Genomic DNA, 23,214 nt, shown 5'->3' with positions numbered 1-23,214 from the left:
TTTTAACAGAATTTAAGTTCTGTTGTTATGATTCGAAAGATTGCATTGTAACGAGTTTATTGTAAGTTCCGTTATGTGCAATTAATTCATCGTGAGTTCCTTGCTCTACAATTTTTCCTTTTTGCATTACTACAATCAAATCTGCTTTTTGAATGGTCGAAAGTCTGTGTGCAATTACGATTGATGTTCTGTTTTGCATCATATTTTCAAGAGCAACCTGAACAAATTTTTCGCTTTCAGTGTCCAATGCTGATGTAGCTTCATCTAAAATCATAATTGGAGGATTCTTTAATACAGCACGAGCAATTGATAAACGTTGTTTTTGACCACCAGAAAGTTTGTTTCCGCTGTCACCAATGTTCGTGTAGATTCCTAAAGGCAATTCTTTTACAAACTCATAAGCATTAGCAATTTTTAGTGCTTCGATAATTTCATCGTCTGTAGCATCTAATTTTCCTAACGAAATATTTGCTTTAATTGTATCATTAAATAAAATGCTGTCTTGTGTAACTAATCCCATCAGGCTGCGAAGAGATTGTAAATTCATGTCTTTGATGTTGATGTCGTCGATTGAAATCGTTCCGTCATTTACATCATAAAAACGTGTCAATAGATTGGCAATTGTACTTTTTCCACTTCCGGATTGTCCAACAAGAGCAACAGTTTGACCTTTTTTAATTTGAAGAGAAAAGTCTTTTAAAACTGTTTCGTTTTCATATTTAAAGTTAATATGCTGAATGTTTATAGTATCGTCAAAAGAAGATTTTTCGATCGCATTAGGTTTTGAAACAATCGTGTTTTCCTGTTCTAAAACTTCTAAAACGCGTTCTGCAGCAGCATTTCCTCTTTTAACTCCGTAAGAAGCCTTAGAGATTGCTTTTGCAGGTGTTAGAATGTTATAAGCTAATCCCATGTAAGCAATAAAAGAAGGTCCGCTCAAAGTTTTATCGATCAAAACCATTTGTCCTCCATACCACAATAAAATAGCGATAACGGTAATTCCCATAAATTCACTTGCTGGTGAAGCTAAGTTCTGGCGATTACCTATTTTATTTGATAAATGAAAAAAGCGTTCTGTTGAATTTTGAAAAACACTATTAAAATAATTTTCTGAATTATATCCTTTTACAACTTTCAATCCACCAATAGTTTCTTCGATAGTAGATAAAAAAGTTCCTTGTTCTTCTTGCGCTTTTGTCGATTGCTTTTTAAGTTGTTTTCCAATTAGTGAAATAATGTAACCTGAAATCGGAATAAAAATAAAAACAAATAAGGTTAGTTTAGTGCTAATGATTAGCATTGTTGTTATCGTAAAAACTATGGTTAATGGTTCTTTTACAATAAGTTCCAGTATGGCTAAAAATGAGTTTTGAACCTCATTTACGTCAGCCGAGATTCTCGAAATAACATCTCCTTTTCTTTTTTCAGAATAGAATGCCAAAGGAAGCTCTAATGTTTTTTTATACATAGCATTTCGCATGTCTTTTAAGACTCCATTTCGCAAAAAAGTGATAAAAAACATCGCTAAATAATCTGCTAAGTTTTTTAATAAGAAGATTGAGATTATAATCGTTACCATAATAGACAAAATGTATCCGGGATCATGGTTACCTTTTGTTGTAGTGATGTAATAGCTCAAATAATCTTCACCATATTGTTGGAGTTTTAAAATTCCCTGATATACTGGTTTTATTTTTCTTGCCTTTGTTTGGTCAAATAATACCTGAAGCATTGGTATTAAAGCAACAAAAGAAAGTGTGCTGAAAAGTGCGTACAAAACATTAAAAAAGATGTTTAGAAACGCGTATTTTTTATACGGATATATAAAAGGAACTATTTTTTTGAAATTACTCATTTATTTGTGGATGTTATTTTCTGCTATAGCAATGGCTCTTTCCAGTTTTTCTAGCAATAATTTTTTTTCAGGTAATTGGGTTAAATAAGCGGAGACTTTGATTTGTTCGTCATTGTCGAGCATTAAATAATTGATTTGTTCAGGAGATTTTTCACTGCACAAAATTAATCCAATTGGTTTGTTTTCGCCTTCTTTTTGTTCATTTTTCTCTAACCAACGTAAATAAAGCTCCATTTGGCCTTTGTAACCGGCTTTAAATTTTCCTAGTTTTAAGTCAATCGCAACTAATCGGCGCAGACCACGATGATAAAAAAGCAAATCGATGTAAAAATCTTCATCGTCAATTGTGATTCTTTTTTGGCGGGCAAGAAAAGCAAATTCGCTTCCCATTTCGGTAATAAAATTTTGCAACTGAGCCAGGATGGAACTTTCCAAATCCTTTTCGGAATAAGTATCATGCAATCCTAAAAAATCTAAGAAATATGGATCCCGAAAGGTTAAATCAGGGCTAATTTGTTTTTCGTTTTTTAATGAAGCTAAGTCATTAAGTATGGTTTGTTCGGGTTTCTTGCTGATTGCGGTTCTTTCAAAAAGCATGCTATCGATGCGTTCTTGTAAAGTTCTTACGCTCCATCTTTCATGAGCGCTCATTTGAATGTAAAATTCACGTTTTATATCATTTTCAATACTTAAAATTGAATATAAATGTGACCAACTCAATTGTGCAGACACTGTCTGCACAATTGTAAAGTCTTGAAAAACACTGTTTAGTTTTATGAAGCTATGTATATTTCTTTTACTAAATCCCGTGCCGTATCTTTTGGATAGCTCTAAGCTTAAAATTTGGATAGTTTTCTTTCCGTAATCAGCGCGATCATTTTTGAGTATCTCTTCATTGATCGTTTTTCCAATTTTCCAGTATAGTAGCGTTAATTCCTGATTAACCGTTTTGGCAACAAAATGACGAGTCTGATCTATTAACCCAATTATGGAGTCTAATAGTTCAGGTTGATTATTAGTGTCAAGTTTGTCACTCATTCGGCTTATTTCAATTGCATTCCTGCAATAATACTTTGAATTTTTTCGTCTAAGAAACTTTCTGCAGCGTCAAAATTTTCAACTGAATCTAATTCTGCATTTACACTAATGTAGAATTTGATTTTTGGCTCAGTTCCACTTGGTCTGGCGCAAATTTTTGAACCATCTTCAGTATAATAAATCAACACATTTGATTTCGGAATATCCATTGTAGATTCTTCGCCAGTCAATAAATTCAATGCAATTGATGATTGATAATCTTCAACCATAATAACACGTTGTCCGCTGATTTCTTTTAGAGGATTTTCACGTAAATCAATCATCATTTGATTAATTTCCTGTAAACCTTCCATTCCTTTTTTGGTCAAAGAAACCAAGTGTTCTTTATAGAAACCATTTTCAACATAAAGTTGCAAAAGTTCTTTATAAACACTACTTCCGGCAGCTTTTGCCTGAGCAGCAACTTCGCATATTAATAAGGTAGCAGCAACAGCGTCTTTATCTCTCACGGCGTCACCAACCATAAAACCAAAGCTTTCTTCGCCACCTCCAATAAATTCGAGTTCCGGGAAATCTTTAATCATTTTGGCGATCCATTTAAATCCGGTTAAACCAACTTTGCATTCAACACCATAACTTGTCGCTAATTCCATCATCATTGGAGTAGAAACAATGGTAGAACCTACGAATTGTTTTCCATTAATTTTTCCGGCTTTTTTCCATTGTTTTAATAAAAAAGAAGTCATTAAAATCATGGTTTGATTTCCGTTAAGCAAAATCATTTTGCCGTCGTTATTTCTAACAGCAACACCAAGACGATCGCAATCAGGATCAGTTCCAACCACAATATCCGAGTTTGTTTTATCGGCCAAAGCCAAAGCCATTGTCAAAGCTTCAGGCTCTTCAGGATTTGGAGATTTTACAGTTGGGAAATTCCCATCAGGAATTGCTTGTTCCGGTACAATGTGTACATTTTTGTACCCTGCTTGTGATAAAGTGTCAGGAACAGATTTTATAGAAGTTCCGTGCAATGAAGTAAAAACAATCTGTAAGTTGTCTTTGGCTTCAGCCGGAGTATTAAAACTTGCGTTTTCAATAGATGACTTCACAAAAGCTTTATCAATTTCGGTATCGATATATTGAATAAGGCTTTCGTTAGCATTAAATTTAATTTTATCGTAACCCAGATTTTCGATTACGTTGATAATTGCCGCATCCTGAGGAGGAACGATTTGTCCGCCATCTTCCCAATATACTTTGTAACCATTATATTCAGGTGGATTGTGGGATGCCGTTAATACGATTCCGCATTGACAACCTAAATATTTAAGAGCAAATGATAATTCAGGAGTTGGACGCAAATCCGAGAATAAATAAACATGAATCCCGTTTGCAGAAAAAACATCAGCAACAACTTTTGCCAATGTATTACTATTATGACGGCAATCGTAAGCAATAACAACTTTTAAAGGTTGATTTGGAAAAACTTCATGCATGTAGTCTGACAATCCCTGCGTGTTTTTTCCAAGTGTATATTTGTTGATTCTATTATCTCCAACGCCCATAACACCGCGCATTCCGCCAGTTCCAAATTCCAGATTTTTATAAAAACTTTCTTCAAGTTCCTTAGGCGAAGTCGTTATTAATTCCTTAACCGCAGCTTGAGTTTCGTTGTCAAATGTAGGTGTCAACCATTCGTTTACAGCATTCAAAATATTAGGTGCTATATTCATCATTCGTCTATTTTTTATATTTTAAAATAATAATAATTTTCAGGAGCTATTTCCCGCTATCATTCCAATCTTTTATATTGTAGAAAAAACAATATAAAAGGATTTTCCCTTCTATCAGGGCTAGGCTTTACGTTAAAAATTAACCTCTCGGGCTACTTTATAACGTGCTTCGTTGCTTTTAGTTCTCAAAATAATCTCACCAAGAAAACCTGCCAGGAATAACTGAGTTCCTAAAATCATAGTTGTCAAAGCAATAAAGAACCATGGATTACTGGTTATTAAGCTATATTTCATTCCGTTATACATATGGTATAATTTTGAAACTCCAATATAACCTGCTAATAAAAATCCGATAATAAACATTAACGAACCCATTGCGCCAAATAAGTGCATTGGTCTTTTTCCGAATCGGGATAAAAACCAAATTGTGATTAAATCCAGAAAACCGTTTATAAAACGCTCCATTCCAAATTTAGTCTCACCATATTTACGAGCCTGGTGAATAACAACTTTTTCTCCAATTTTGTTAAAACCGGCATTTTTTGCCAAAACCGGAATGTATCGATGCATTTCGCCCGAAACTTCTATGTTTTTTACAACTGTGTTTTTGTACGCTTTTAATCCGCAATTAAAATCATTCAATTCAACTCCCGAAGTTTTTCTGGCAGCCCAATTAAATAATTTCGAAGGAAGATTTTTTGCCACTACAGAATCGTAACGTTTCTTTTTCCAACCAGAAACCAAATCAAATTTCTGAGCTGTAATCATTTCATACAATCCAGGAATCTCATCCGGACTATCCTGCAAATCGGCGTCCATAGTAATAATCACATCACCTTGTGCTTTAGCAAAACCAGCATGCAGCGCTTGTGATTTACCAAAGTTTTTCATGAATCGAATTCCTTTTACATTGGAATTTTCCTTAGAAAAGCCTTCAATAATATTCCAGGAATTATCTGTACTACCATCATCTACAAAAATGATTTCATACGAGTAATTATTAGATTGCATCACTTTAATAATCCACGAATAGAGTTCTTGTAGTGATTCCTCTTCATTTAGAAGTGGTATAAGTATAGATAAATTCATTTATAATTTTTATTCTTGTGTAGATTTGCTTTTAAAAAATGCTGCGAAAATTAAACCGAAAATTGCACTAATAACGATGGCAAAAACAGAACCTTTTAATAGTTCCAGAGCAGAATATGGATTACTTAGCTTCATTTTAGCAATAGTTTCATTAATTGCAGAAGCTGGAGTTCCAAATTTTTGCATCATTCCAACGGTATATTTTATCATTAATTCGCTTAAAGTGTCTTTCGCACTTGGGTCGATAACATTAAATAAAATAATATTAAAAAAAGTTGAAATCAGAATTCCGATTACTGCTGCAATAAAATAAGTAGTAAAAGCATCTTTAAAACTAAAAACACCGTTTAATTCTTTCTTTGTTTTAGAAAGTAAAATGATAGAAATAGTCAAGCTAATAGCGATGCCTAATAATCCCATCCACCACGCTGTGAACAAATTTAGATCAACCGCATAGATAGTAGCAGTTATTAAAGCAGATGCAATTCCAATCATTACACCATAAGTAATCCCGTTCTTTTTTATAACTTCATTAATCATATTTATATATGTTTTAAAATTAATCCACAAATATAGCAATTCCCAATATAATGAGAGGTAAAAAAAGCTTTTTGAATTTAACTAAAAAAAAGTGGGTTAAAGATTTGTATATTAAAAAAGAATTGTAAATTTGCAGACTCAAAATAATTAAAATTTTAAACAAAAAAGAGTATCCTTTGTTTACACCTTTTTCTAACCATGGAAAAGCTTCAAAATAAAAATGCTCTAAACAATAAATAAAAGAAAAAGATGAAAAAAGGAATTCACCCAGAAAATTACAGATTAGTTGCATTTAAAGACATGTCAAATGACGAAGTTTTTATCACTAAATCTACTGCAGATACAAAAGAAACAATTGAAGTTGACGGAGTTGAGTATCCAGTTGTAAAAATGGAGATTTCTAGAACATCTCACCCTTTTTATACTGGTAAATCTAAACTTATCGATACTGCAGGACGTATTGATAAATTCAAAACTAAATATGCAAAACACGTTAAAAACTAATAACTTTTTTTACTTATACAAAAGCCTTCCAATTGGAAGGCTTTTTTTATGGAATTGTGAAATCTAACCGCAAAGTGCGCAAAGATTTTTTATTTGGCATTATGTTCAGAAAACACATCCCGAAGCCTTGGGACAGAAAACAAAATGTATATAAAGCTTTGCGGACTTTGCTTTTTATGAAAACTTAAATAATATAGACATTGCGCACTTTGCGGTTAAATGATTATTAATTTAAAAAAGAGGTTAACCAAAAAGTGATTATTTTCTTATTTTGAATAAGAGTACTTTTTGATCAAACCCATAAAATATTTGTAACTTTGAACTCGATAACCAAATCAGATTTTAACAAGTACCAAATATTTTTATTTATGAATTACATTCTTTTTGACGGTCCCGTCCGGAATGCTTTATTACCTTTTACTTTTACAAGACCAGTTGCGGATATACTAATTGGAATAATGACGATTCGCCAAAAATGGGAAACACGTTTAGGTTCGACTATAACTACAATTACTGAGGAATATTTATCAGAGAAATTTCCGATGGTAGAATTGGAAGAAAACGTAATGATTAACGCAGCGTATTTGCCAAATGATACTCTTGCAGAATTAGTTTCTAATCTAACAACAAATCAGGCGATATTTAAAGGCGATGATGTAATTGCTTTTTTTACAAATGAAAATCAGGAAGAAGTCGATTTTGATTCTTACGAAATAATCCAATACAACGATGATTGCTTAACAGTTGAACATACATGGGATATTTTCTCGAAAAATGATGCTGCAATTCGTGAGGATTTTAATTATTTAACAGAAGACAGAAAGTCGCAACAAATCCCAAAAAGCGTTAATGTTATTGCGCCCGAAAATATATTTATTGAGGAAGAAGCGAAATTAGAATTTGTTACCCTAAATGCTTCAAACGGACCTATATATATAGGTAAGAATTCTGAAATCATGGAAGGAACGGTAATTCGTGGACCTTTTGCTTTGTGTGAAAATGCTCAGGTAAAACTGAATGCAAAAGTTTACGGCGCAACTACGGTTGGTCCGGGATCAAGAATTGGAGGAGAAGTTAAAAATTCGGTTCTTTTTGCTAATTCGAATAAAGGGCACGATGGATTTTTAGGTGATTCTGTTTTGGGTGAATGGTGTAATATTGGAGCAGATAGCAACAATTCGAACCTGAAAAATAACTATGAAGAAGTAAAATTATGGAGCTACGAAACTGAAGGGTTTGCAAAAACCGGACTTCAATTTTGTGGTTTAATGATGGGGGATCATAGTAAATGCGGAATCAACACGATGTTTAATACCGGAACAGTAGTAGGAGTGAGCGCTAATATTTTTGGAAGTGGTTTTCCTCGCAATTTTGTTCCGAGTTTTTCTTGGGGTGGAGCAGCAGGTTTTACTACTTATGTAACCAAAAAAGCCTTTGAAACAGCAAGATTAGTTATGGGAAGACGAAACATAGATTTCGACGAAACAGAATCTGCAATCTTAGAGCATATTTTTGAGGAAACTAAAAAATGGAGAAAAGATTAATTTTAATTAGATAATTAGTCAATTTGAAAATGAGATAATTTAGAAAACCCGACACGTTTTTAGAAACATGTCGGGTTTTTGTGTTTTTTTATTTGTCAATTTTAGTAAAATCTCCTTTTAGATTGAATTTTAATTCTAAGCCATTGGTAAGTTTTGTTTCGTAACCGGAAGATCCTAATTCTATTTTGGTTATTTTTTCTTTAGGGAAATTTGCTTTTACATAAGAAGCAATTTTTTTCGGAATAATAGAACTCGGAATTTTATTGTCTTTAGCGTCTACTTCTTTCCAGTTTCCTTTTTTATCAAATTCGATTTCGGTTTTATTATCAAATTGAACTTTGTATTCTGTAGAGAGGATTTCTTTGTCTTCCAGTATGTAGCTCGGTTTTTTTGATCCAAAGTGAGTCTTTAAGAAAGCTTGAGCATTTGCCGGTAAAGCTTCTTTTTTAATTACGGTTTTTTGTGCATTTGCAGAAAGTCCAAATATTAATCCTGCAATTAGACAGATCGTCAAGTTTAATTTCGTTCTCATATTTTCCTGATTTTTTGAATTCTTATAAAGATATAAATAATTTTCGAAAAAGTGTAGGAATAATTATATGATTTAGAAAAACTGAGATCACAGTAATCTAAATAATATTGTCTAATAGTCTAATTAATCTATCTTTGCACCACGAAAAAAATGGGTTAACAGCTAAACGATTAACCGATTAAACAAATTCACAGAAAGTAATGATTACAGTTAACGATATTTCGGTTCAGTTTGGTGGAACTACATTATTTAGCGATGTTTCTTTTGCTATAAATGAAAATGATAAAATTGCCCTTATGGGTAAAAATGGTGCGGGAAAATCGACACTTTTAAAAATAATTGCAGGTCAAAGCAAGCCTTCAACCGGAAGTATCTCTACTCCAAAAGATGCTGTAGTGGCTTATTTGCCTCAGCATTTGTTGACAAAAGATGGTTCTACTGTAATGGAAGAAGCATCAAAAGCTTTTGGTGAAATTTTTAAAATGAAAGCTGAAATCGATGAAATCAACGAGCAATTAACGGTTCGTACAGATTATGAAAGTGATGCTTACATGAAATTGATCGAAAGAGTTTCTGACTTAAGTGAGAAATTTTATGCAATCGAAGAAGTAAATTACGAAGCTGAAGTTGAAAAAATTCTTGTTGGTTTAGGATTCGAACGTGAAGATTTTACACGTCAGACTTCTGAATTTTCAGGAGGATGGAGAATGCGTATCGAATTGGCAAAAATCTTATTGCAAAAACCAGACTTGATTTTACTGGATGAGCCAACGAACCACATGGATATTGAAAGTATTCAATGGTTAGAAGAGTTTTTGATTAATTCGGCAAAAGCAGTTGTAGTAATTTCACACGATAGAGCGTTTGTAGATAATATTACGAATCGTACTATTGAGGTTACAATGGGAAGAATTTACGATTATAAAGCAAAATATTCTCATTATTTAGAATTAAGAAAAGACCGTCGTATTCACCAACAAAAAGCATACGATGAGCAACAAAAAATGATTGCTGACAACAGAGCTTTTATTGATCGTTTTAAAGGAACTTTCTCTAAAACAGATGCTGTTCAGTCTCGTGTTAAAATGCTTGAGAAGTTGGTAATTGTTCAGGTTGATGAAGTAGATAATTCGGCATTGAAATTGAAATTTCCACCAGCAGCACGTTCAGGACAATATCCTGTTGTGGTAAAAGAACTTTCTAAAGCTTATGGAGATCACGTAGTTTTTAAAGACGCTAATATTGTGATCGAAAGAGGAGAAAAAGTTGCTTTCGTAGGTAAAAATGGTGAAGGAAAATCGACAATGATCAAAGCGATCATGAAAGAAATTGGTATCGATGAAGGAAGTGTTGAAATTGGTCACAATTCTCAAATTGGATATTTTGCTCAAAACCAAGCTTCTTTGTTAGACGAAAATGCTACTATTTTTGAAACTATCGATGCGATTGCAGTTGGAGATATTCGTACTCAGATTAAAAATATTCTTGGAGCATTTATGTTTCAGGGAGATGATATTACTAAGAAGGTAAAAGTACTTTCCGGAGGAGAAAAAACACGTTTGGCAATGATTAAATTGTTGTTGGAGCCTGTTAACTTATTGATTCTGGATGAGCCTTCGAATCACCTTGATATGAAGACTAAAGATATTATTAAAGATGCATTACGTGATTTTGACGGAACTTTAATCTTGGTTTCTCACGATCGTGATTTCCTTGACGGATTAGCAACTAAGGTTTTTGAATTTGGAAACAAACGTGTGAAAGAGCACTTTGAAGATGTTGCCGGTTTCCTTGCTCACAAGAAAATGGATTCTATGAGAGAAATCGAAAAATAGATTTACAATTTTATAATATAAAAAAAACCGAAGTTATTAGCTTCGGTTTTTTTATGTGATTTATTTTAATGCTCTTAAAAGTCCTTCGGGAGCTTTTTCGAGATACATTTGGTTTTTGACACCATTCATTGCTTTAGAATCTGTAAAAGGCTGTAATGCTTTTTCGTTTCCTAGCTGGGTTCTTTTTGCTGTTGAACCAGTAATGTTTGAAATTGCAATACTTAATAATGGCTCAGAAGGATCTCCTAAAGTTCCTAAATTTCCAATAAGTTCCTTTTGTTCAATAGTTGGTTTTAGACCATCAGTGTATTCACCAAAATCTGCAGCATTTACAATTTTTAAAACCAAAGGTTGCATCGCATATTTATGATTTGGATTTCTGTTTGTTTTGCTAAAAGTTGGAGAATCATATACTGTAATTGAACCTACGTTTTTACCTACAGTTGTTTCGCCTACTTTAATAACAGTAATATATGGTACTAAACCATTTATAACTAATTCACTTGCAGATGCGGTTCCGCCTGTAGTAATAACATAAATTTTGCTCAAATTCAGACTGTTAATTGGAGTTCCGTCCATTTTGTCAACAAACCTGTCATTAAGTGATTCCGCGTCTTCACTTTCGTAGTAAGCATTTACTTTTGTATTCCATTTTATTTTAGCAAAAATTTTATCTTTAAATTGTCCGGTAATCATACTAGCCAAACGTGTTGCTGTTTGAATAGAGCCACCTCCGTTATATCTTAAATCCAAAACAAGATCGGTAATTCCCTGAGCTTTTAAATCTGCAAAAGCCGCATTAAGCTGAGCGTCATAATTGGCGTAAAATCCGTTATACATCAAATATCCAATTTTATGACTTCCAGAAGTGATTACTTTATTGATAAAAATAGGATTTTCGTCTAAAGTTGTTTTTGCTAAAGAAACCGTCTTGCCATTTGGCGTAACATTGTTTCCATCGTAAGAAGCAAGATTAAGCGTATAGCTATCAGCTCCTAAAAGTGCTTGATAATTTGAAGCTGTTAATTGAGTTCCGTTTACTCCTGTGAACAAATCGCCACGTTTTATAGCTTTGGTTGATGCATTAGAATTTGGAAGGATATAGCGCACAAAACCTACAAGTTCTGTTGTGCTTCCCGGTTTATAGCTAAGCCTGAAATCAACACCATCATTCTTAGAAGTTCCCTGAAGTTCTTGTTCTAAAACGCTATAATCATCAACAATCCAGCTAAAACGATCAATTGCCTGACCTTTTGGAAATTTGCTAATCGGTTTATTTAGTAAATTCTGAAATAAATTTTCAGGAGTTGAATATCCTCTTAAAAATGAATTTAAAGCTTCTTGGTTGCTAAAGCGATTATCAGCTAAATTAGGTACGTCAGCTTGCCATAAATAATATTGATTTAATCCTTTCCAGATAAAATTGTTGATTTGCAAATCAGCAGGAGCTGCAACATCATCCTGATCTTCGCAAGATTGCAAAGAAAATGCAAGTAAAAATAGCAGTAATAGGCTTTTTAGAATTGGTTTCATATAGTTGTATCTATGTAATACTAACGTAAAAATAGTATCTTTAGTTTTAACTATAATAAGTTTATTTCATTTTTTCGAAAAAAAAATAAATTAGGCTGTAACAAAAAGAATTGTGCCTCGTCTTGACTATATAAGCTAACGGGTAATCTTTCGGTTTATAGAATAAAAAGAGCTTAAAATAGTTCAAATAATTTCTAAAACAGGCAGATTGCTTAATTGACCAAAAACCAAAACAACCATATATGAACCAGATTGTGTTTATAGAATTAGTAAATCCTTTTAAAGACAAAGTTTTTCGTCTGGCAAAGCGATTGCTTACTAGTACCGAAGAAGCTGAAGATGCTACTCAGGAAGTAATGGTGAAATTATGGAATAAAAAAGACAATTTGGATGCATACAATAATATAGAAGCTGTTGCGATGACAATGACTAAAAATTATTGTCTGGATCAGCTAAAATCTAAAAGAGCAGGAAATCTTAAAATAGTTCATAACAATTTTACAGATCGGGAACCTCAATTAGATAAAAAGCTGGAAGATTCTGATAGTCTGGAATGGGTTGAGAAAATTATAAGTCAGTTGCCTGAACAACTTCAAATATTAATTCAGTTACGCGATGTTGAACAATATGAATTTGATGAAATAGCAAAAATTGTCAACATGAATGAAACGGCTATTCGGGTAGCACTTTCGAGAGCGAGAAAAAAAATACGAGAATCAATGGTTAATACACACAGTTATGGAATTAGATAAAATAGAAAATATATTAGAAAAATACTTTCAGGGAGAAACTTCTATTGCAGAAGAAAAGGAATTAAAAGAATACTTTTCGTCATCAAATGTTGCGCAGCATTTGGAGCAATACAAACCAATGTTTGGTTATTTCTCTCAGGTAAGAGAACAAAAATCGACGCAGGAAATACCACTACAAACTAAAAAACGAAATGTGGCGTGGTTATCAATTGCAGCTTCAGCTGTTCTTTTACTAGGAATAGGAACCTTTTTTTATGTGAGCCAAAAAACTGCAACTCCGGTTGTAGCGCAATCAGAATTAGGAACCTATGACAATCCTGAAGAAGCACTTGCGGCAACGCAAAAAGCTTTAGCATTATTGTCAAACAATGTTAATGTAGGTATCGAAAGTGTACAATACGTTAAGGAATACGAGCAATCAAAAAACAAAATTTTTAAACAATAATTAAAATTCAATCAAAAATGAAAAATTTCATCATAACACTAGTTTTCGCATTCGTTACACAAGCTTTTTATGCACAAGGTGCTTTTGACAAATTTGATGGTCAGGACGATGTAACATCTGTGATTGTAAACAAAAAAATGTTTGATTTAATGAGTAAGGTAAAAGCTGATGGTTCTGATAAAGAAACGCAGCAGTATATTAATCTGATTAAAAAATTAGACTACTTAAAAGTGTTTACTACGAAGAATCCAAAAATTGAAGCTGATATGAAAGCTGCAGCAGATAAATACATTAAAACAGCAGGTTTAGAAGAATTAATGAGAGTAAACGACAGTGGAAAAAATGTTCGTATAATGGTAAAATCAGGTGCAAGTGATACGCAAATTAAAGAATTGCTAATGTTTGTTGACGGAGCTAAAAACGACGAAACTGTTTTACTTTCTCTAACCGGTAATTTTGATTTAAACGAAATTTCAGTACTAACAGATAAGATGCAACTTCCTGGTGGTTCTGATCTTAAAAAAGCCTCTAAAGGCAAAAAATAAATTCAACATATATGAAAGCAAACGTTTTTACCACAGCTCTTTTAGTATTGCTAACTTTAGTAAGTTGTAATTCTGAACCTTCATTACAGAAGTATTTTGTACAAAACAGCGATAATAAAGATTTTATTGCGCTCGATGTTTCGCCTAGCATTTTGAATTTAGATAAAACAAAATTATCTACAGAACAAAGTGAAGCTTTGAATTCTTTCGACAAAATGAATATTCTGGCATTCAAAGCAAACGATAAAAATCAGGCGCAGTTTGAAACAGAACGAACTAAAGTTAAAGCAATTCTGAAAGATCCTAAATATCAACAATTAATGACAGTTGGTTCAGGTAAAGACGGTGCATCTGTAAGTTATGTTGGCACTGATGATAATATCGAGGAATTTGTGATTTTTGCCAACAGAAAAGAAAATGGTTTTGCAGTGGTTCGTGTTTTAGGAAAAAATATGAATCCTAATAATATTATGACCTTGATGAGCGTTTTGAAACAATCAAATATTAATATGGATCAATTGAAACCTTTGCAACAATTAATGAAATAATACATTCTTACTTTAAATTCGAAAAAAGCTCCATGAAAATGGAGCTTTTTGTTTTAACCACATTTATCTTTTTCTATCAAAACACAATAGGATATTTTGGGGTTTCTTTTGTAATTGTTTTGTTATTCACATATCCTATGATGACTTTTAATATAGCTTCAGAATTAGTTGTTGTGTAATTATAGTGATACATATAAGATGGAGTTTGTCCTGGTTTCGATTCGTAAATTCCATAACTATAAAGAGGAGTGGTTCCAGGTTGTTGAGTAGGATATAAATATCCTAAAATAACATCATTAGATGAAGTTTGATTCTTATTTAACTTATGATCTTTAACGGTAGAACCGTTGAGTATTCGATATAGTGGTACGGTTCCTGGGATTTGTGTCGAGTGTAAATAACCGGCATCACCATCCAAAATATAGCTATCTTTACTAGGAGTTATTTCACAGGCATCTGTTGCGTAGAAATAATACTGATTTTTTTTATATCTATATAATTTTTTTGTTCCTAGGGCAACGGGATATAATGTGCTAATTGCGACATTATCAAAATAAGTAAATGTTGTGGTGTCGTCATGCATCCCAAACATTATGGACCAAATGTCTTTAGGTGAAGTACATGGTATTAGGTATCCAGCAGGTTCATTAGTATGACGTAGTCCGAAAGTGTGGCCTAATTCATGAATCATTGTATGAAGTCTATCGGCATCCTTTAATTTGTTAATAAAGTTAGTATTTATCATTATCCTCGTTCCGGGTTTACCACCGTAAGGATAATAGCCATTGGCAATATGAGATCTATCGCCTATTTCTCCCATAACTACATTGACGCTTAAAGATGTTGAAGTGTTTACAGTAGTTATATTTATACCTGAATTAGTGTCATTCCAAATATTTATTGCCTTATTTATTGCAATTCGCCACTCTGATGTAACTTCTGAAGATGTGTATACTTGTACTGAGGCTGCCATTTCGGGTTTCATTTGATAAACACTTGATTATTGATTAATCTTATTTGTGTTTTTTAAACCTGAGTAACTGCTATAATGGCCTCTGGCTTGTTCTAAAGGCATTATTACGTCTCCATCAATTATAAAACTACTTATGGTAGAGTCATAAATTATTTTATTTATATCTATTGGTAGACTTGTTGAAAGAAAGTTTCTTAACATGATAACCTCATCTGTATACTGTTCAGTTTCAGTTTTTCCTGTATTTTTTTTATTGTCATCACTAGTACATTGAATAAAAAGTTGTGAGGAGCAAAAAGCGATAATTAGATACATAATTTTTAGGTTTTTCATAGTATTTTTATTTTAAGATTAATCTTATAAAAATATAAAAACAATTCTAAAAAAATGTTAAAAAATAAAGTATTTTCTTATTTTTTTTATATACTGACATTTGATGTGTTTTTTTGTACTTCAAAAAAATATTAGCAAATTCAATTATGGAGCTTTTTTTGTTTAACATTTTAGAAGATTATACGTAATAATATTTATTTCGTTTTATTATAATCAGAATCTTATTTAATTATATTTGTTGCTAACCAAAACATGATTATTAAATTAAAGAATATGGTACAAAAAACATCGAATGCTTTTATTGCGGCATCTTGGGTAGCTCTTGGAGCTGGAACAGTAGGTTTTATCGTTGGACTTGCAAGAGCCGAAATGTTATTAAACGAAAAAGGATATTATTTTACAGTTTTAATGTTTGGATTATTTGCTGTTGTTTCGTTACAAAAAAGCGTGAGAGACAGACTTGAAAAACTTCCTGTAACTGATATTTATTATGGTATTTGCTGGTTCGGAACTTTGTTGTCGATTGTGTTATTAGTTGTTGGACTATGGAATGCAACTATTTTACCAAGTGAAAAAGGTTTTTATGCATTTGCTTTTTTACTGGCGCTTTTTGGTGCAATTTCAGTGCAAAAAAATACAAGAGATAATATGGTATTCGAAAAAAGCGAATAAACATAAACGATCAAAAATAAAAAAGCTCCATGAAAATGGAGCTTTTTTTTATTTACTGCTTTTTGCTTTTTCATATCGCATTTTCAAACCTTCCAGATAAGGAGCTTTTTGTTCTTCTGCTAACAATATTGATTTTTCAAAATTAGTCAATGCTAAATTTTTCTTACCATTGGATTCAAGCATATCACCATAAGCCAGATAAGTCATAGGAGATTTGGGATATAAAATAGTATTGCTTTTTAGAATAGATTCTGCTATGAGTGGATTTTTTTTGATGCTTTGAGAACCAAAAAAATTAATATCACTTTCGCTAAATAAATTTAAATCAACTGCTTTTCTAAAAATATCAGTTATTTGTTGATCAATTTTTGAAGCATCAATTTCTGAATATTGAGCTTGTTTGTCAATAATATGTTGTAATTCTTCATATATGTTTTTTGATTCTAATGCTTTTTTGTTTCTGTAGATTTCCGCAGCCTGACTTGCCAATTCAATAGTTTTAGAATAGGCATTTTCACCTGAAGTTTTGATTTCGGGAATAACACCAGTTCCTTCCCAGTTTGTTTTTGTTATTGGATTTGTACCCGTACCTGTCGGAATAAAGATTTCTAAATCAGAATTTATCTTAAAAACATCGCCTGGATTTGCGGCACCTCCAGTAACTTCTCCAACTAATGTAGCTCTCCTTTGACTTTGCATATTATAGCTAAACTCCTCGGCTCCCGAAAAAGTTTGTGAACCGGTAATTATGAATAAAGGAACGTCAATCATTTTCTTCCCATTTACTTCATGAGTAATTACTTCATCCTTTCGGTTTCCTTGTCTGAAATAAAGCGTATTAATCAATAAATTATTCTCTAAAAAATAACTGCATAAATAATTTACCGTATTAGGATTACCACCGCCATTATGTTGTAAATCGATAATCACAGCATCCGTATTTGCCAGGAGATACATATAGGCATCAAGGGTTTTTGTAGTTTCTGCAAGGAAAAAGTTGATATTTAGATACCCTATATTTCCATCTATTATTTTTGCCTCTTTAAAACCGTTGGCTTCTTTTCTGGTGCCTTTATATTTTTTTAAATACATTTGATAATCATCACTTGAACTTTCCTGTCCTTTTACAGGAGTAAAAGCAGGCCATATACCTAAATGTCTATCCTTATTAACAATTCTGATTTCTTTAGTTAAAGCAAGTGCAAACGAATCAATTAATTCATATTTTTTAAACTTCCCTTCCTTCAAACTTTTATTCAAATGGTCAGCTATTAATTTGGCTTGATCAGGAAAAACGTAATTTTCTTGTAGCAATAAATCAATTTTAAGGATAGTTTCTTTTTTGAATTTCTCATTTATTTTTTTCTGTGCTAAGACATCAACTTTAAAAACAATTATAAATAATAAGATATAGATGAAAAATGATTTCATATGTTTTTCTTCGGATTTAGTTACGATAAAAATTTTGGAATTGAATTTGGTGCTTATCAAATATAGTTAAATATTTCATTATCAAATTCAACCTAAGAAAAAGTCATAAAAAAAGCCCCATTTTCATGGAGCTTTTTTATTATCAGGATTTGAGATTATTTACTCAAATACATTTTTCTTCTAGAGTACAATTCGTAGAATTGATCGTCTTTTAAGTCATCAATAAACAAGATGCTTTCTCCTGTTGATTTCATTTCTGGTCCTAATGCTTTGTTTACATTATGGAATTTGCTGAAAGAGAAAACCGGTTGTTTGATTGCGTATCCTTTCAATTGCGGATTAAAATCAAAGTCAGTTACTTTATTATGTCCTAACATTACTTTTGTAGCATAGTTTACATAAGGTTCTCCGTAAGCTTTTGCAATAAATGGTACCGTTCTTGAAGCTCTTGGATTTGCTTCGATAATATAAACTGTATCATCTTTTATCGCAAATTGAATGTTGATTAAACCAACGGTTTTCAGTGCTCTTGCAATTTTAAAAGTATGATCTTTAATTTGTTGCATTACGAATTCTCCTAAGTTAAAAGGAGGTAAAGTAGCATTACTATCTCCAGAGTGAACTCCGCAAGGTTCGATATGCTCCATAATTCCTATGATGTACACATTTCCGTCAGCATCACAAATTGCATCAGCTTCAGCTTCGATTGCTCCGGCTAAATAGTGATCAAGAAGTAATTTATTTCCTGGAATCGTTTTCAATAAGTTGATAACGTGCTCTTCAAGTTCTTTTTTGTTGATTACAATTTTCATTCCCTGACCTCCTAATACATAAGAAGGACGAATCAATAATGGGAAGTCTAAAGTATCTGCAAGAGCAGAAGCTTCATCAGCAGTTTCAGCAATTCCGAATTGTGGGAAAGGAATGTGTAATTCTCTCAATAAATCTGAGAAACGTCCTCTGTCTTCAGCTAAATCAAGTGCATCAAAACTAGTTCCGATGATTTTTACTCCGTATTTAGATAATTTTTCAGCTAATTTCAAAGCTGTTTGTCCACCTAACTGAACAATTACACCTTCTGGTTTTTCGTGCTGAATGATGTCATATATATGTTCCCAGAAAACTGGTTCAAAGTATAATTTATCAGCTGTATCAAAGTCAGTTGAAACCGTTTCAGGATTACAGTTGATCATGATTGTTTCGTAACCACATTCTTTCGCAGCCAAAACTCCGTGTACACAAGAATAATCAAACTCAATTCCTTGTCCAATTCTGTTTGGTCCGGAACCAAGAACGATAATTTTCTTTTTATCAGTTACAATACTTTCGTTGTCTACATAACGCTCACCGTTTGCTTTTTCGATTTCAGCCTCAAAAGTAGAGTAGTAGTAAGGTGTTTTTGCTTTAAACTCAGCTGCGCAAGTATCAACCAATTTAAACACACGGTTGATGTTTTGATCCATACGTAAAGTATGTACTTCGCTTTCAAGACAATTTACCATGTGAGCAATTTGTCTGTCAGCAAAACCTTTTTGTTTCGCCTCAAGCAAAAGTTCTTTAGGAAGATTAGATACTTTATAGTTCGAAATTTCTTTCTCTAAAGTATAAAGTTCTTCGTATTGTTTTAAGAACCACATATCGATTTTTGTGATTTCATGAATACGGCTCAACGGAATTCCCATTGCAATTGCATCATAAATTACAAAAACACGATCCCAACTTGCAAAAGTTAGTTTCTCGATAATTTGTTCGTAGTTTTTGTATCCTTTTCCGTCAGCTCCTAAACCGTTTCTCTTAATTTCAAGAGATTGAGTTGCTTTGTGTAATGCTTCCTGGAACGAGCGTCCAATTCCCATTACTTCACCAACAGATTTCATCTGAAGTCCTAAAGTTCTGTCAGCACCTTCGAATTTATCAAAGTTCCAACGTGGTATTTTTACAATTACATAGTCTAAAGTCGGTTCAAAAAGAGCCGAAGTTGATTTTGTAATTTGATTTTGCAATTCATCAAGATTATATCCTAAAGCTAGTTTAGAAGCAATTTTAGCGATTGGATATCCAGTCGCTTTAGATGCCAAAGCAGAAGAACGAGATACACGAGGATTAATCTCGATCGCTACGATATCTTCTTTTTCGTCTGGCGAAACTGCGAATTGTACGTTACAACCTCCGGCAAAATTTCCGATACTACGCATCATTAAGATTGCATAATCACGTAATTTTTGAAAAGTTGTGTCTGATAATGTCATTGCTGGTGCAACTGTAATCGAATCTCCAGTATGAATTCCCATTGGATCCATATTTTCGATTGAACAAATGATTACAACATTATCGTTTTTATCTCTTAAAAGTTCTAACTCATATTCTTTCCATCCCATTAAAGCTTTGTCAATCAAAACTTCGTGAATTGGTGATGCTTCAAGACCGCGAGTTAAAAGCTCATCAAAATCTTCTTTTTTGTAAACAATTGCTGCTCCTGTTCCTCCAAGTGTAAATGAAGGACGAATTACAAGCGGAAAACCAAATTCCTGAGCAATTTCTTTTCCTTCTAAGTAAGAAGTAGCAGTTTTTGCAGGCGCAGTTGGTACATTAATTCTTTCAAGAAGTTGTTTAAACTGCTCTCTGTCTTCTGTAATATTGATTGCGTTTACGTCAACTCCAATTAATTTTACTCCAAAATCCTGCCAGATTCCTTTTTCTTCAGCTTCCAAACACAAGTTCAAAGCTGTTTGTCCACCCATTGTAGGTAAAACAGCATCAATTTGTGGATGTTCCTTTAGAATTTCAATTATCGATTTTGTAGTTAGTGGTTTCAAGTAAATGTGATCGGCCATACTTGGGTCGGTCATAATTGTCGCTGGATTTGAGTTTATCAAGATAACTTCAATTCCTTCTTCACGAATAGAACGTGCAGATTGAGATCCTGCATAATCAAATTCGCAAGCTTGTCCAATAACAATAGGTCCTGAACCTATTATTAAAACTGATTTTATTGATGTGTCTTTAGGCATTTTGTATGTATTGTGTAGTTATTATAATATGTATTCAAAAACATTCACAGTGCTTTAGAAACTAGAATGTTACAAATTTTTTACCGACAAGGTATAAAAAAAGGCGATACTAAAAAAGTAATCGCCTTATGTATGTTTATACAAACATTATTTTTTGTGTCTAGGCTCGCTAGAAACAGTTAATTTATGTCTTCCTTTTGCTCTTCTACGCGCTAGAACTTTTCTTCCATTCGCAGAAGCCATTCTGTCCATAAATCCGTGCTTATTTCTTCTTTTTCTTTTCGATGGTTGAAATGTTCTTTTGCTCATTGCTTTGTATCTTTAAAATGGTGTCTAATATCTCTTTTCTGTTTTTTGAATATCGTTACTCAAAAACCGAGTGCAAATATACAAAGACTTTTTTTTCTGGCAAGTACTTTAATAAAAATATTTTTAATTCATTTTACTATATTTGCAATCACAAATATACATCTATTATGTTTCATAAAAATATTAAACTTATTTTGGCCGGACTTCTTGTAGTTGCTGGCGTTTGGCAATTTACCGAAAGTAATATCGGGAATGGTATTTTCCTTTTATTGCTTACTGCAATTCCAATATTTCTTTACTTTAAAAACGAATTTATCCTTTTAGCTTTCCTTAAATTAAGAAAACAAGACTTTGAAGGAGCTAAAAAATGGCTGGCATATATCAAAAATCCCGAAGCTGCTTTAGTACGCAAACAACAAGGATATTTTAATTACCTACACGGAATCATGTTATCTCAGACAAATATCAACCAAGCCGAGAAACATTTCAAGAAAGCAATCGAACTTGGACTATCAATGGATATGGATTTGGCAGTTGCAAAATTAAACCTTGCCGGAGTTGCAATGTCACGCCGAAGAAAACTTGAAGCTACTAATTTATTAAACGAAGCTAAAAAATTAGACAAACAAGGAATGCTGAAAGAGCAAATCACAATGATGAAAGAACAAATGAAGAAAATCTAAATTTCTTTAAATTATAATATTTTTCAAAATCCCATTCGCCGCGGCGAATGGGATTTTTTTGTCCTTGCGAGGAACGAAGCAATCTCATTTACAGATTAAACGTTGTGTTTTATTGCAGTGAGATTGCTTCGTTCCTCGCAAGGACATTGCCTGCGTAAAAAAAACGATTGGAATTTAGAATTTTTAATGTTAGAATTTGGAGCTATTTCCTGCTATCCACTTGTATCTTTTCATCCGCAAAAAAGCGGATAAAAAGGATACCGCTTCTATCAGGGCTATGGCTTTAGGTTTTTAAAGATGCATTATCTTAGTTTTGTCTTTGCGAGGAACGAGGTATCTCCACAAGAAACTAACACAAAGTTTATTTAGCATGTCGAGCTACTTGCGGAGATCCCTCGTTCCTCGGGATGACAAGATTGCGGAGAAAAACTTTGCGTAATGATTGCGTGCAGACCTTTGTCAAAGTTTAAAACTTTGACAAAGGTTATCGAAACCTGAAACCTGAAACCTGAAACCTGAAACCTGAAACCTGAAACCTGAAACCTGAAACCTGAAACCTGAAACCTGAAACCTGAAACAAAAATTTACTCTTCCAATATAATAGAAGGTAAATTCTCGTTCAGCCATTTATATTTATTCAGAATCATAATATGAGTTCCGCCTTTTACCACAATGCAGCTGTTGATATACTTTATAGGAAAAACATCATCCTGATCGCCGTGAATATGAATAACATCTGGATTAATTTCATTTCGATCCCATAAAATAACATTTTCAACTGCCCATTGTAAATAGTTCAGATCGCGAACCGCCAGGAACTTCTCGTATAATTTAATGCGTTTATTGACTTTTTCGCCAAAAGAATATTTTGCAAGATTTTCGATATTCAAAATTAACTTCATCGGAATCAGCTTGTAGGCTTTTGTAGTTTTTCCGATTTTCATTCTTCTAGGGAATTCTGCATTACTTCTAACGCTTGAAATAATAATAACTTTTCGTGCCTGAATATGCTTTGCAATTTCCTGAACCAAAATTCCTCCAAACGAAACTCCAATTAAAACCGGATTTTCGTGTTTAATATTTTTAGATATTCTTAATGCATAATCAGACAAAGACTCTTTTGGTTGGGGAATTTCCCATTCTAACATACAGGTCTCAAAAACAGATTCGTCTAATTTGATTCTTTCAAAAATTGCCGGACTAGCAGCCAGACCGGGCATAAAGTATACAGGAATTTTACTCATTTGGCAGAATAAGAATTATGGTTACAGATTAAATTCAAGCTAAAATTACTTTTTTTAGTAATATG

Annotated in this window: 22 protein-coding genes; 9 read left to right on the top strand and 13 right to left on the bottom strand. The window is 32.8% G+C overall.

The annotated features are described in order from the left end of the window. Positions 1 to 25 precede the first annotated feature (25 nt). The 5 genes from CLU81_RS07930 to CLU81_RS07910 all read right to left on the bottom strand — a co-directional run bounded on the left by CLU81_RS07930 (position 26) and on the right by CLU81_RS07910 (position 6,255). Positions 26 to 1,855, bottom strand: coding sequence for an ABC transporter ATP-binding protein (locus CLU81_RS07930; protein ID WP_099709326.1), 1,830 nt, complete (start codon positions 1,853 to 1,855; stop codon positions 26 to 28). Continuing rightward, positions 1,856 to 2,893: a YhcG family protein gene (locus CLU81_RS07925; protein WP_099709325.1), complete on the bottom strand. Its 1,038-nt coding sequence runs from the start codon at positions 2,891 to 2,893 to the stop codon at positions 1,856 to 1,858. Positions 2,894 to 2,898: 5 nt separating this feature from the next. Continuing rightward, positions 2,899 to 4,626, bottom strand: coding sequence for a phospho-sugar mutase (locus tag CLU81_RS07920; RefSeq protein WP_099709324.1), 1,728 nt, complete (start codon positions 4,624 to 4,626; stop codon positions 2,899 to 2,901). A 132-nt stretch (positions 4,627 to 4,758) separates the two neighbouring features. Further along, positions 4,759 to 5,715: a glycosyltransferase family 2 protein gene (locus tag CLU81_RS07915; RefSeq protein WP_099709323.1), complete on the bottom strand. Its 957-nt coding sequence runs from the start codon at positions 5,713 to 5,715 to the stop codon at positions 4,759 to 4,761. Positions 5,716 to 5,724: 9 nt separating this feature from the next. Further along, on the bottom strand, positions 5,725 to 6,255 hold the full coding sequence (locus CLU81_RS07910; protein WP_099709322.1) for a DUF4199 domain-containing protein: 531 nt from the start codon (positions 6,253 to 6,255) through the stop codon (positions 5,725 to 5,727). A gap of 249 nt (positions 6,256 to 6,504) precedes the next feature. Here CLU81_RS07910 and CLU81_RS07905 point away from each other — a divergent pair, with 249 nt between their 5' ends. After that, positions 6,505 to 6,759, top strand: a complete 255-nt coding sequence (locus tag CLU81_RS07905; protein ID WP_029272307.1) for a type B 50S ribosomal protein L31 — start codon at positions 6,505 to 6,507, stop codon at positions 6,757 to 6,759. 368 nt (positions 6,760 to 7,127) lie between these two features. Next, positions 7,128 to 8,303: a GlmU family protein gene (locus tag CLU81_RS07900; RefSeq protein ID WP_099709321.1), complete on the top strand. Its 1,176-nt coding sequence runs from the start codon at positions 7,128 to 7,130 to the stop codon at positions 8,301 to 8,303. A gap of 88 nt (positions 8,304 to 8,391) precedes the next feature. Here CLU81_RS07900 and CLU81_RS07895 read toward each other — a convergent pair whose 3' ends face one another. Then, complete coding sequence (locus CLU81_RS07895) at positions 8,392 to 8,835, bottom strand: PepSY-like domain-containing protein (protein ID WP_099709320.1); 444 nt, start codon at positions 8,833 to 8,835, stop codon at positions 8,392 to 8,394. A 200-nt stretch (positions 8,836 to 9,035) separates the two neighbouring features. On the opposite strand from CLU81_RS07895, the gene CLU81_RS07890 reads away from it, so the two are divergent. Then, complete coding sequence (locus CLU81_RS07890; protein ID WP_099709319.1) at positions 9,036 to 10,670, top strand: ABC-F family ATP-binding cassette domain-containing protein; 1,635 nt, start codon at positions 9,036 to 9,038, stop codon at positions 10,668 to 10,670. A gap of 60 nt (positions 10,671 to 10,730) precedes the next feature. Here CLU81_RS07890 and CLU81_RS07885 read toward each other — a convergent pair whose 3' ends face one another. Then, positions 10,731 to 12,203: a S41 family peptidase gene (locus CLU81_RS07885; RefSeq protein WP_099709318.1), complete on the bottom strand. Its 1,473-nt coding sequence runs from the start codon at positions 12,201 to 12,203 to the stop codon at positions 10,731 to 10,733. A gap of 242 nt (positions 12,204 to 12,445) precedes the next feature. On the opposite strand from CLU81_RS07885, the gene CLU81_RS07880 reads away from it, so the two are divergent. The 4 genes from CLU81_RS07880 to CLU81_RS07865 are packed head-to-tail and all read left to right on the top strand — an operon-like array spanning position 12,446 to position 14,493. Continuing rightward, positions 12,446 to 12,955: an RNA polymerase sigma factor gene (locus CLU81_RS07880; protein ID WP_099709317.1), complete on the top strand. Its 510-nt coding sequence runs from the start codon at positions 12,446 to 12,448 to the stop codon at positions 12,953 to 12,955. After that, positions 12,942 to 13,400 (top strand): hypothetical protein, encoded by a 459-nt coding sequence (locus CLU81_RS07875; RefSeq protein ID WP_099709316.1) that lies wholly within the window; start codon positions 12,942 to 12,944, stop codon positions 13,398 to 13,400. The genes CLU81_RS07880 and CLU81_RS07875 overlap by 14 nt, the downstream gene beginning before the upstream one ends. A gap of 17 nt (positions 13,401 to 13,417) precedes the next feature. Then, positions 13,418 to 13,945: a DUF4252 domain-containing protein gene (locus tag CLU81_RS07870; protein ID WP_099709315.1), complete on the top strand. Its 528-nt coding sequence runs from the start codon at positions 13,418 to 13,420 to the stop codon at positions 13,943 to 13,945. 11 nt (positions 13,946 to 13,956) lie between these two features. Further along, a complete protein-coding gene (locus tag CLU81_RS07865) occupies positions 13,957 to 14,493 on the top strand; it encodes a DUF4252 domain-containing protein (protein ID WP_099709314.1) in 537 nt (178 codons plus the stop codon). Between the two features lie 76 nt (positions 14,494 to 14,569). On the opposite strand, the gene CLU81_RS07860 is transcribed toward CLU81_RS07865, so the two are convergent. Then, positions 14,570 to 15,466 (bottom strand): M57 family metalloprotease, encoded by an 897-nt coding sequence (locus CLU81_RS07860; protein WP_158235318.1) that lies wholly within the window; start codon positions 15,464 to 15,466, stop codon positions 14,570 to 14,572. 27 nt (positions 15,467 to 15,493) lie between these two features. After that, positions 15,494 to 15,799, bottom strand: coding sequence for a hypothetical protein (locus CLU81_RS07855; protein ID WP_099709312.1), 306 nt, complete (start codon positions 15,797 to 15,799; stop codon positions 15,494 to 15,496). 273 nt (positions 15,800 to 16,072) lie between these two features. On the opposite strand from CLU81_RS07855, the gene yiaA reads away from it, so the two are divergent. Continuing rightward, positions 16,073 to 16,471 (top strand): inner membrane protein YiaA, encoded by a 399-nt coding sequence (yiaA, locus tag CLU81_RS07850; protein WP_099712703.1) that lies wholly within the window; start codon positions 16,073 to 16,075, stop codon positions 16,469 to 16,471. Positions 16,472 to 16,519: 48 nt separating this feature from the next. Here the strand turns inward: yiaA and CLU81_RS07845 are convergent, their stop codons facing one another. The 3 genes from CLU81_RS07845 to rpmH all read right to left on the bottom strand — a co-directional run bounded on the left by CLU81_RS07845 (position 16,520) and on the right by rpmH (position 21,222). Next, entirely contained in the window at positions 16,520 to 17,902 is a 1,383-nt protein-coding gene (locus tag CLU81_RS07845; protein WP_144444483.1) for a S41 family peptidase, read from the bottom strand. 155 nt (positions 17,903 to 18,057) lie between these two features. Continuing rightward, entirely contained in the window at positions 18,058 to 20,913 is a 2,856-nt protein-coding gene (gene carB / locus CLU81_RS07840; RefSeq protein ID WP_099709310.1) for a carbamoyl-phosphate synthase large subunit, read from the bottom strand. A 147-nt stretch (positions 20,914 to 21,060) separates the two neighbouring features. Then, positions 21,061 to 21,222: a 50S ribosomal protein L34 gene (gene rpmH / locus CLU81_RS07835; RefSeq protein WP_008464848.1), complete on the bottom strand. Its 162-nt coding sequence runs from the start codon at positions 21,220 to 21,222 to the stop codon at positions 21,061 to 21,063. A 167-nt stretch (positions 21,223 to 21,389) separates the two neighbouring features. On the opposite strand from rpmH, the gene CLU81_RS07830 reads away from it, so the two are divergent. Continuing rightward, complete coding sequence (locus tag CLU81_RS07830; protein ID WP_099709309.1) at positions 21,390 to 21,905, top strand: hypothetical protein; 516 nt, start codon at positions 21,390 to 21,392, stop codon at positions 21,903 to 21,905. A 584-nt stretch (positions 21,906 to 22,489) separates the two neighbouring features. Here the strand turns inward: CLU81_RS07830 and CLU81_RS07825 are convergent. Then, positions 22,490 to 23,149, bottom strand: coding sequence for an alpha/beta hydrolase (locus CLU81_RS07825; RefSeq protein WP_099709308.1), 660 nt, complete (start codon positions 23,147 to 23,149; stop codon positions 22,490 to 22,492). Between the last annotated feature and the right edge of the window lie 65 nt (positions 23,150 to 23,214).

The sequence above is a fragment of the Flavobacterium sp. 9 genome (assembly GCF_002754195.1).
Taxonomy (GTDB): Bacteria; Bacteroidota; Bacteroidia; order Flavobacteriales; family Flavobacteriaceae; genus Flavobacterium.
This window is presented reverse-complemented; position numbering and strand designations above follow the sequence as displayed.

Bases quoted from the DNA above. Each gene is read 5' to 3' on its own strand.
- CLU81_RS07930 (WP_099709326.1), bottom strand. From the start codon at position 1,855: ATGAGTAATTTCAAAAAAATAGTTCCTTTTATATATCCGTATAAAAAA.
- CLU81_RS07860 (WP_158235318.1), bottom strand. From the start codon at position 15,466: ATGGCAGCCTCAGTACAAGTATACACATCTTCAGAAGTTACATCAGAG.
- CLU81_RS07825 (WP_099709308.1), bottom strand. From the start codon at position 23,149: ATGAGTAAAATTCCTGTATACTTTATGCCCGGTCTGGCTGCTAGTCCG.
- CLU81_RS07895 (WP_099709320.1), bottom strand. From the start codon at position 8,835: ATGAGAACGAAATTAAACTTGACGATCTGTCTAATTGCAGGATTAATA.
- CLU81_RS07865 (WP_099709314.1), top strand. From the start codon at position 13,957: ATGAAAGCAAACGTTTTTACCACAGCTCTTTTAGTATTGCTAACTTTA.
- CLU81_RS07830 (WP_099709309.1), top strand. From the start codon at position 21,390: ATGTTTCATAAAAATATTAAACTTATTTTGGCCGGACTTCTTGTAGTT.
- CLU81_RS07855 (WP_099709312.1), bottom strand. From the start codon at position 15,799: ATGAAAAACCTAAAAATTATGTATCTAATTATCGCTTTTTGCTCCTCA.
- CLU81_RS07890 (WP_099709319.1), top strand. From the start codon at position 9,036: ATGATTACAGTTAACGATATTTCGGTTCAGTTTGGTGGAACTACATTA.
- CLU81_RS07900 (WP_099709321.1), top strand. From the start codon at position 7,128: ATGAATTACATTCTTTTTGACGGTCCCGTCCGGAATGCTTTATTACCT.
- CLU81_RS07875 (WP_099709316.1), top strand. From the start codon at position 12,942: ATGGAATTAGATAAAATAGAAAATATATTAGAAAAATACTTTCAGGGA.
- CLU81_RS07925 (WP_099709325.1), bottom strand. From the start codon at position 2,893: ATGAGTGACAAACTTGACACTAATAATCAACCTGAACTATTAGACTCC.
- CLU81_RS07880 (WP_099709317.1), top strand. From the start codon at position 12,446: ATGAACCAGATTGTGTTTATAGAATTAGTAAATCCTTTTAAAGACAAA.
- yiaA (WP_099712703.1), top strand. From the start codon at position 16,073: ATGGTACAAAAAACATCGAATGCTTTTATTGCGGCATCTTGGGTAGCT.
- CLU81_RS07920 (WP_099709324.1), bottom strand. From the start codon at position 4,626: ATGAATATAGCACCTAATATTTTGAATGCTGTAAACGAATGGTTGACA.
- CLU81_RS07915 (WP_099709323.1), bottom strand. From the start codon at position 5,715: ATGAATTTATCTATACTTATACCACTTCTAAATGAAGAGGAATCACTA.
- CLU81_RS07905 (WP_029272307.1), top strand. From the start codon at position 6,505: ATGAAAAAAGGAATTCACCCAGAAAATTACAGATTAGTTGCATTTAAA.
- CLU81_RS07910 (WP_099709322.1), bottom strand. From the start codon at position 6,255: ATGATTAATGAAGTTATAAAAAAGAACGGGATTACTTATGGTGTAATG.
- carB (WP_099709310.1), bottom strand. From the start codon at position 20,913: ATGCCTAAAGACACATCAATAAAATCAGTTTTAATAATAGGTTCAGGA.
- CLU81_RS07870 (WP_099709315.1), top strand. From the start codon at position 13,418: ATGAAAAATTTCATCATAACACTAGTTTTCGCATTCGTTACACAAGCT.
- CLU81_RS07885 (WP_099709318.1), bottom strand. From the start codon at position 12,203: ATGAAACCAATTCTAAAAAGCCTATTACTGCTATTTTTACTTGCATTT.
- rpmH (WP_008464848.1), bottom strand. From the start codon at position 21,222: ATGAGCAAAAGAACATTTCAACCATCGAAAAGAAAAAGAAGAAATAAG.
- CLU81_RS07845 (WP_144444483.1), bottom strand. From the start codon at position 17,902: ATGAAATCATTTTTCATCTATATCTTATTATTTATAATTGTTTTTAAA.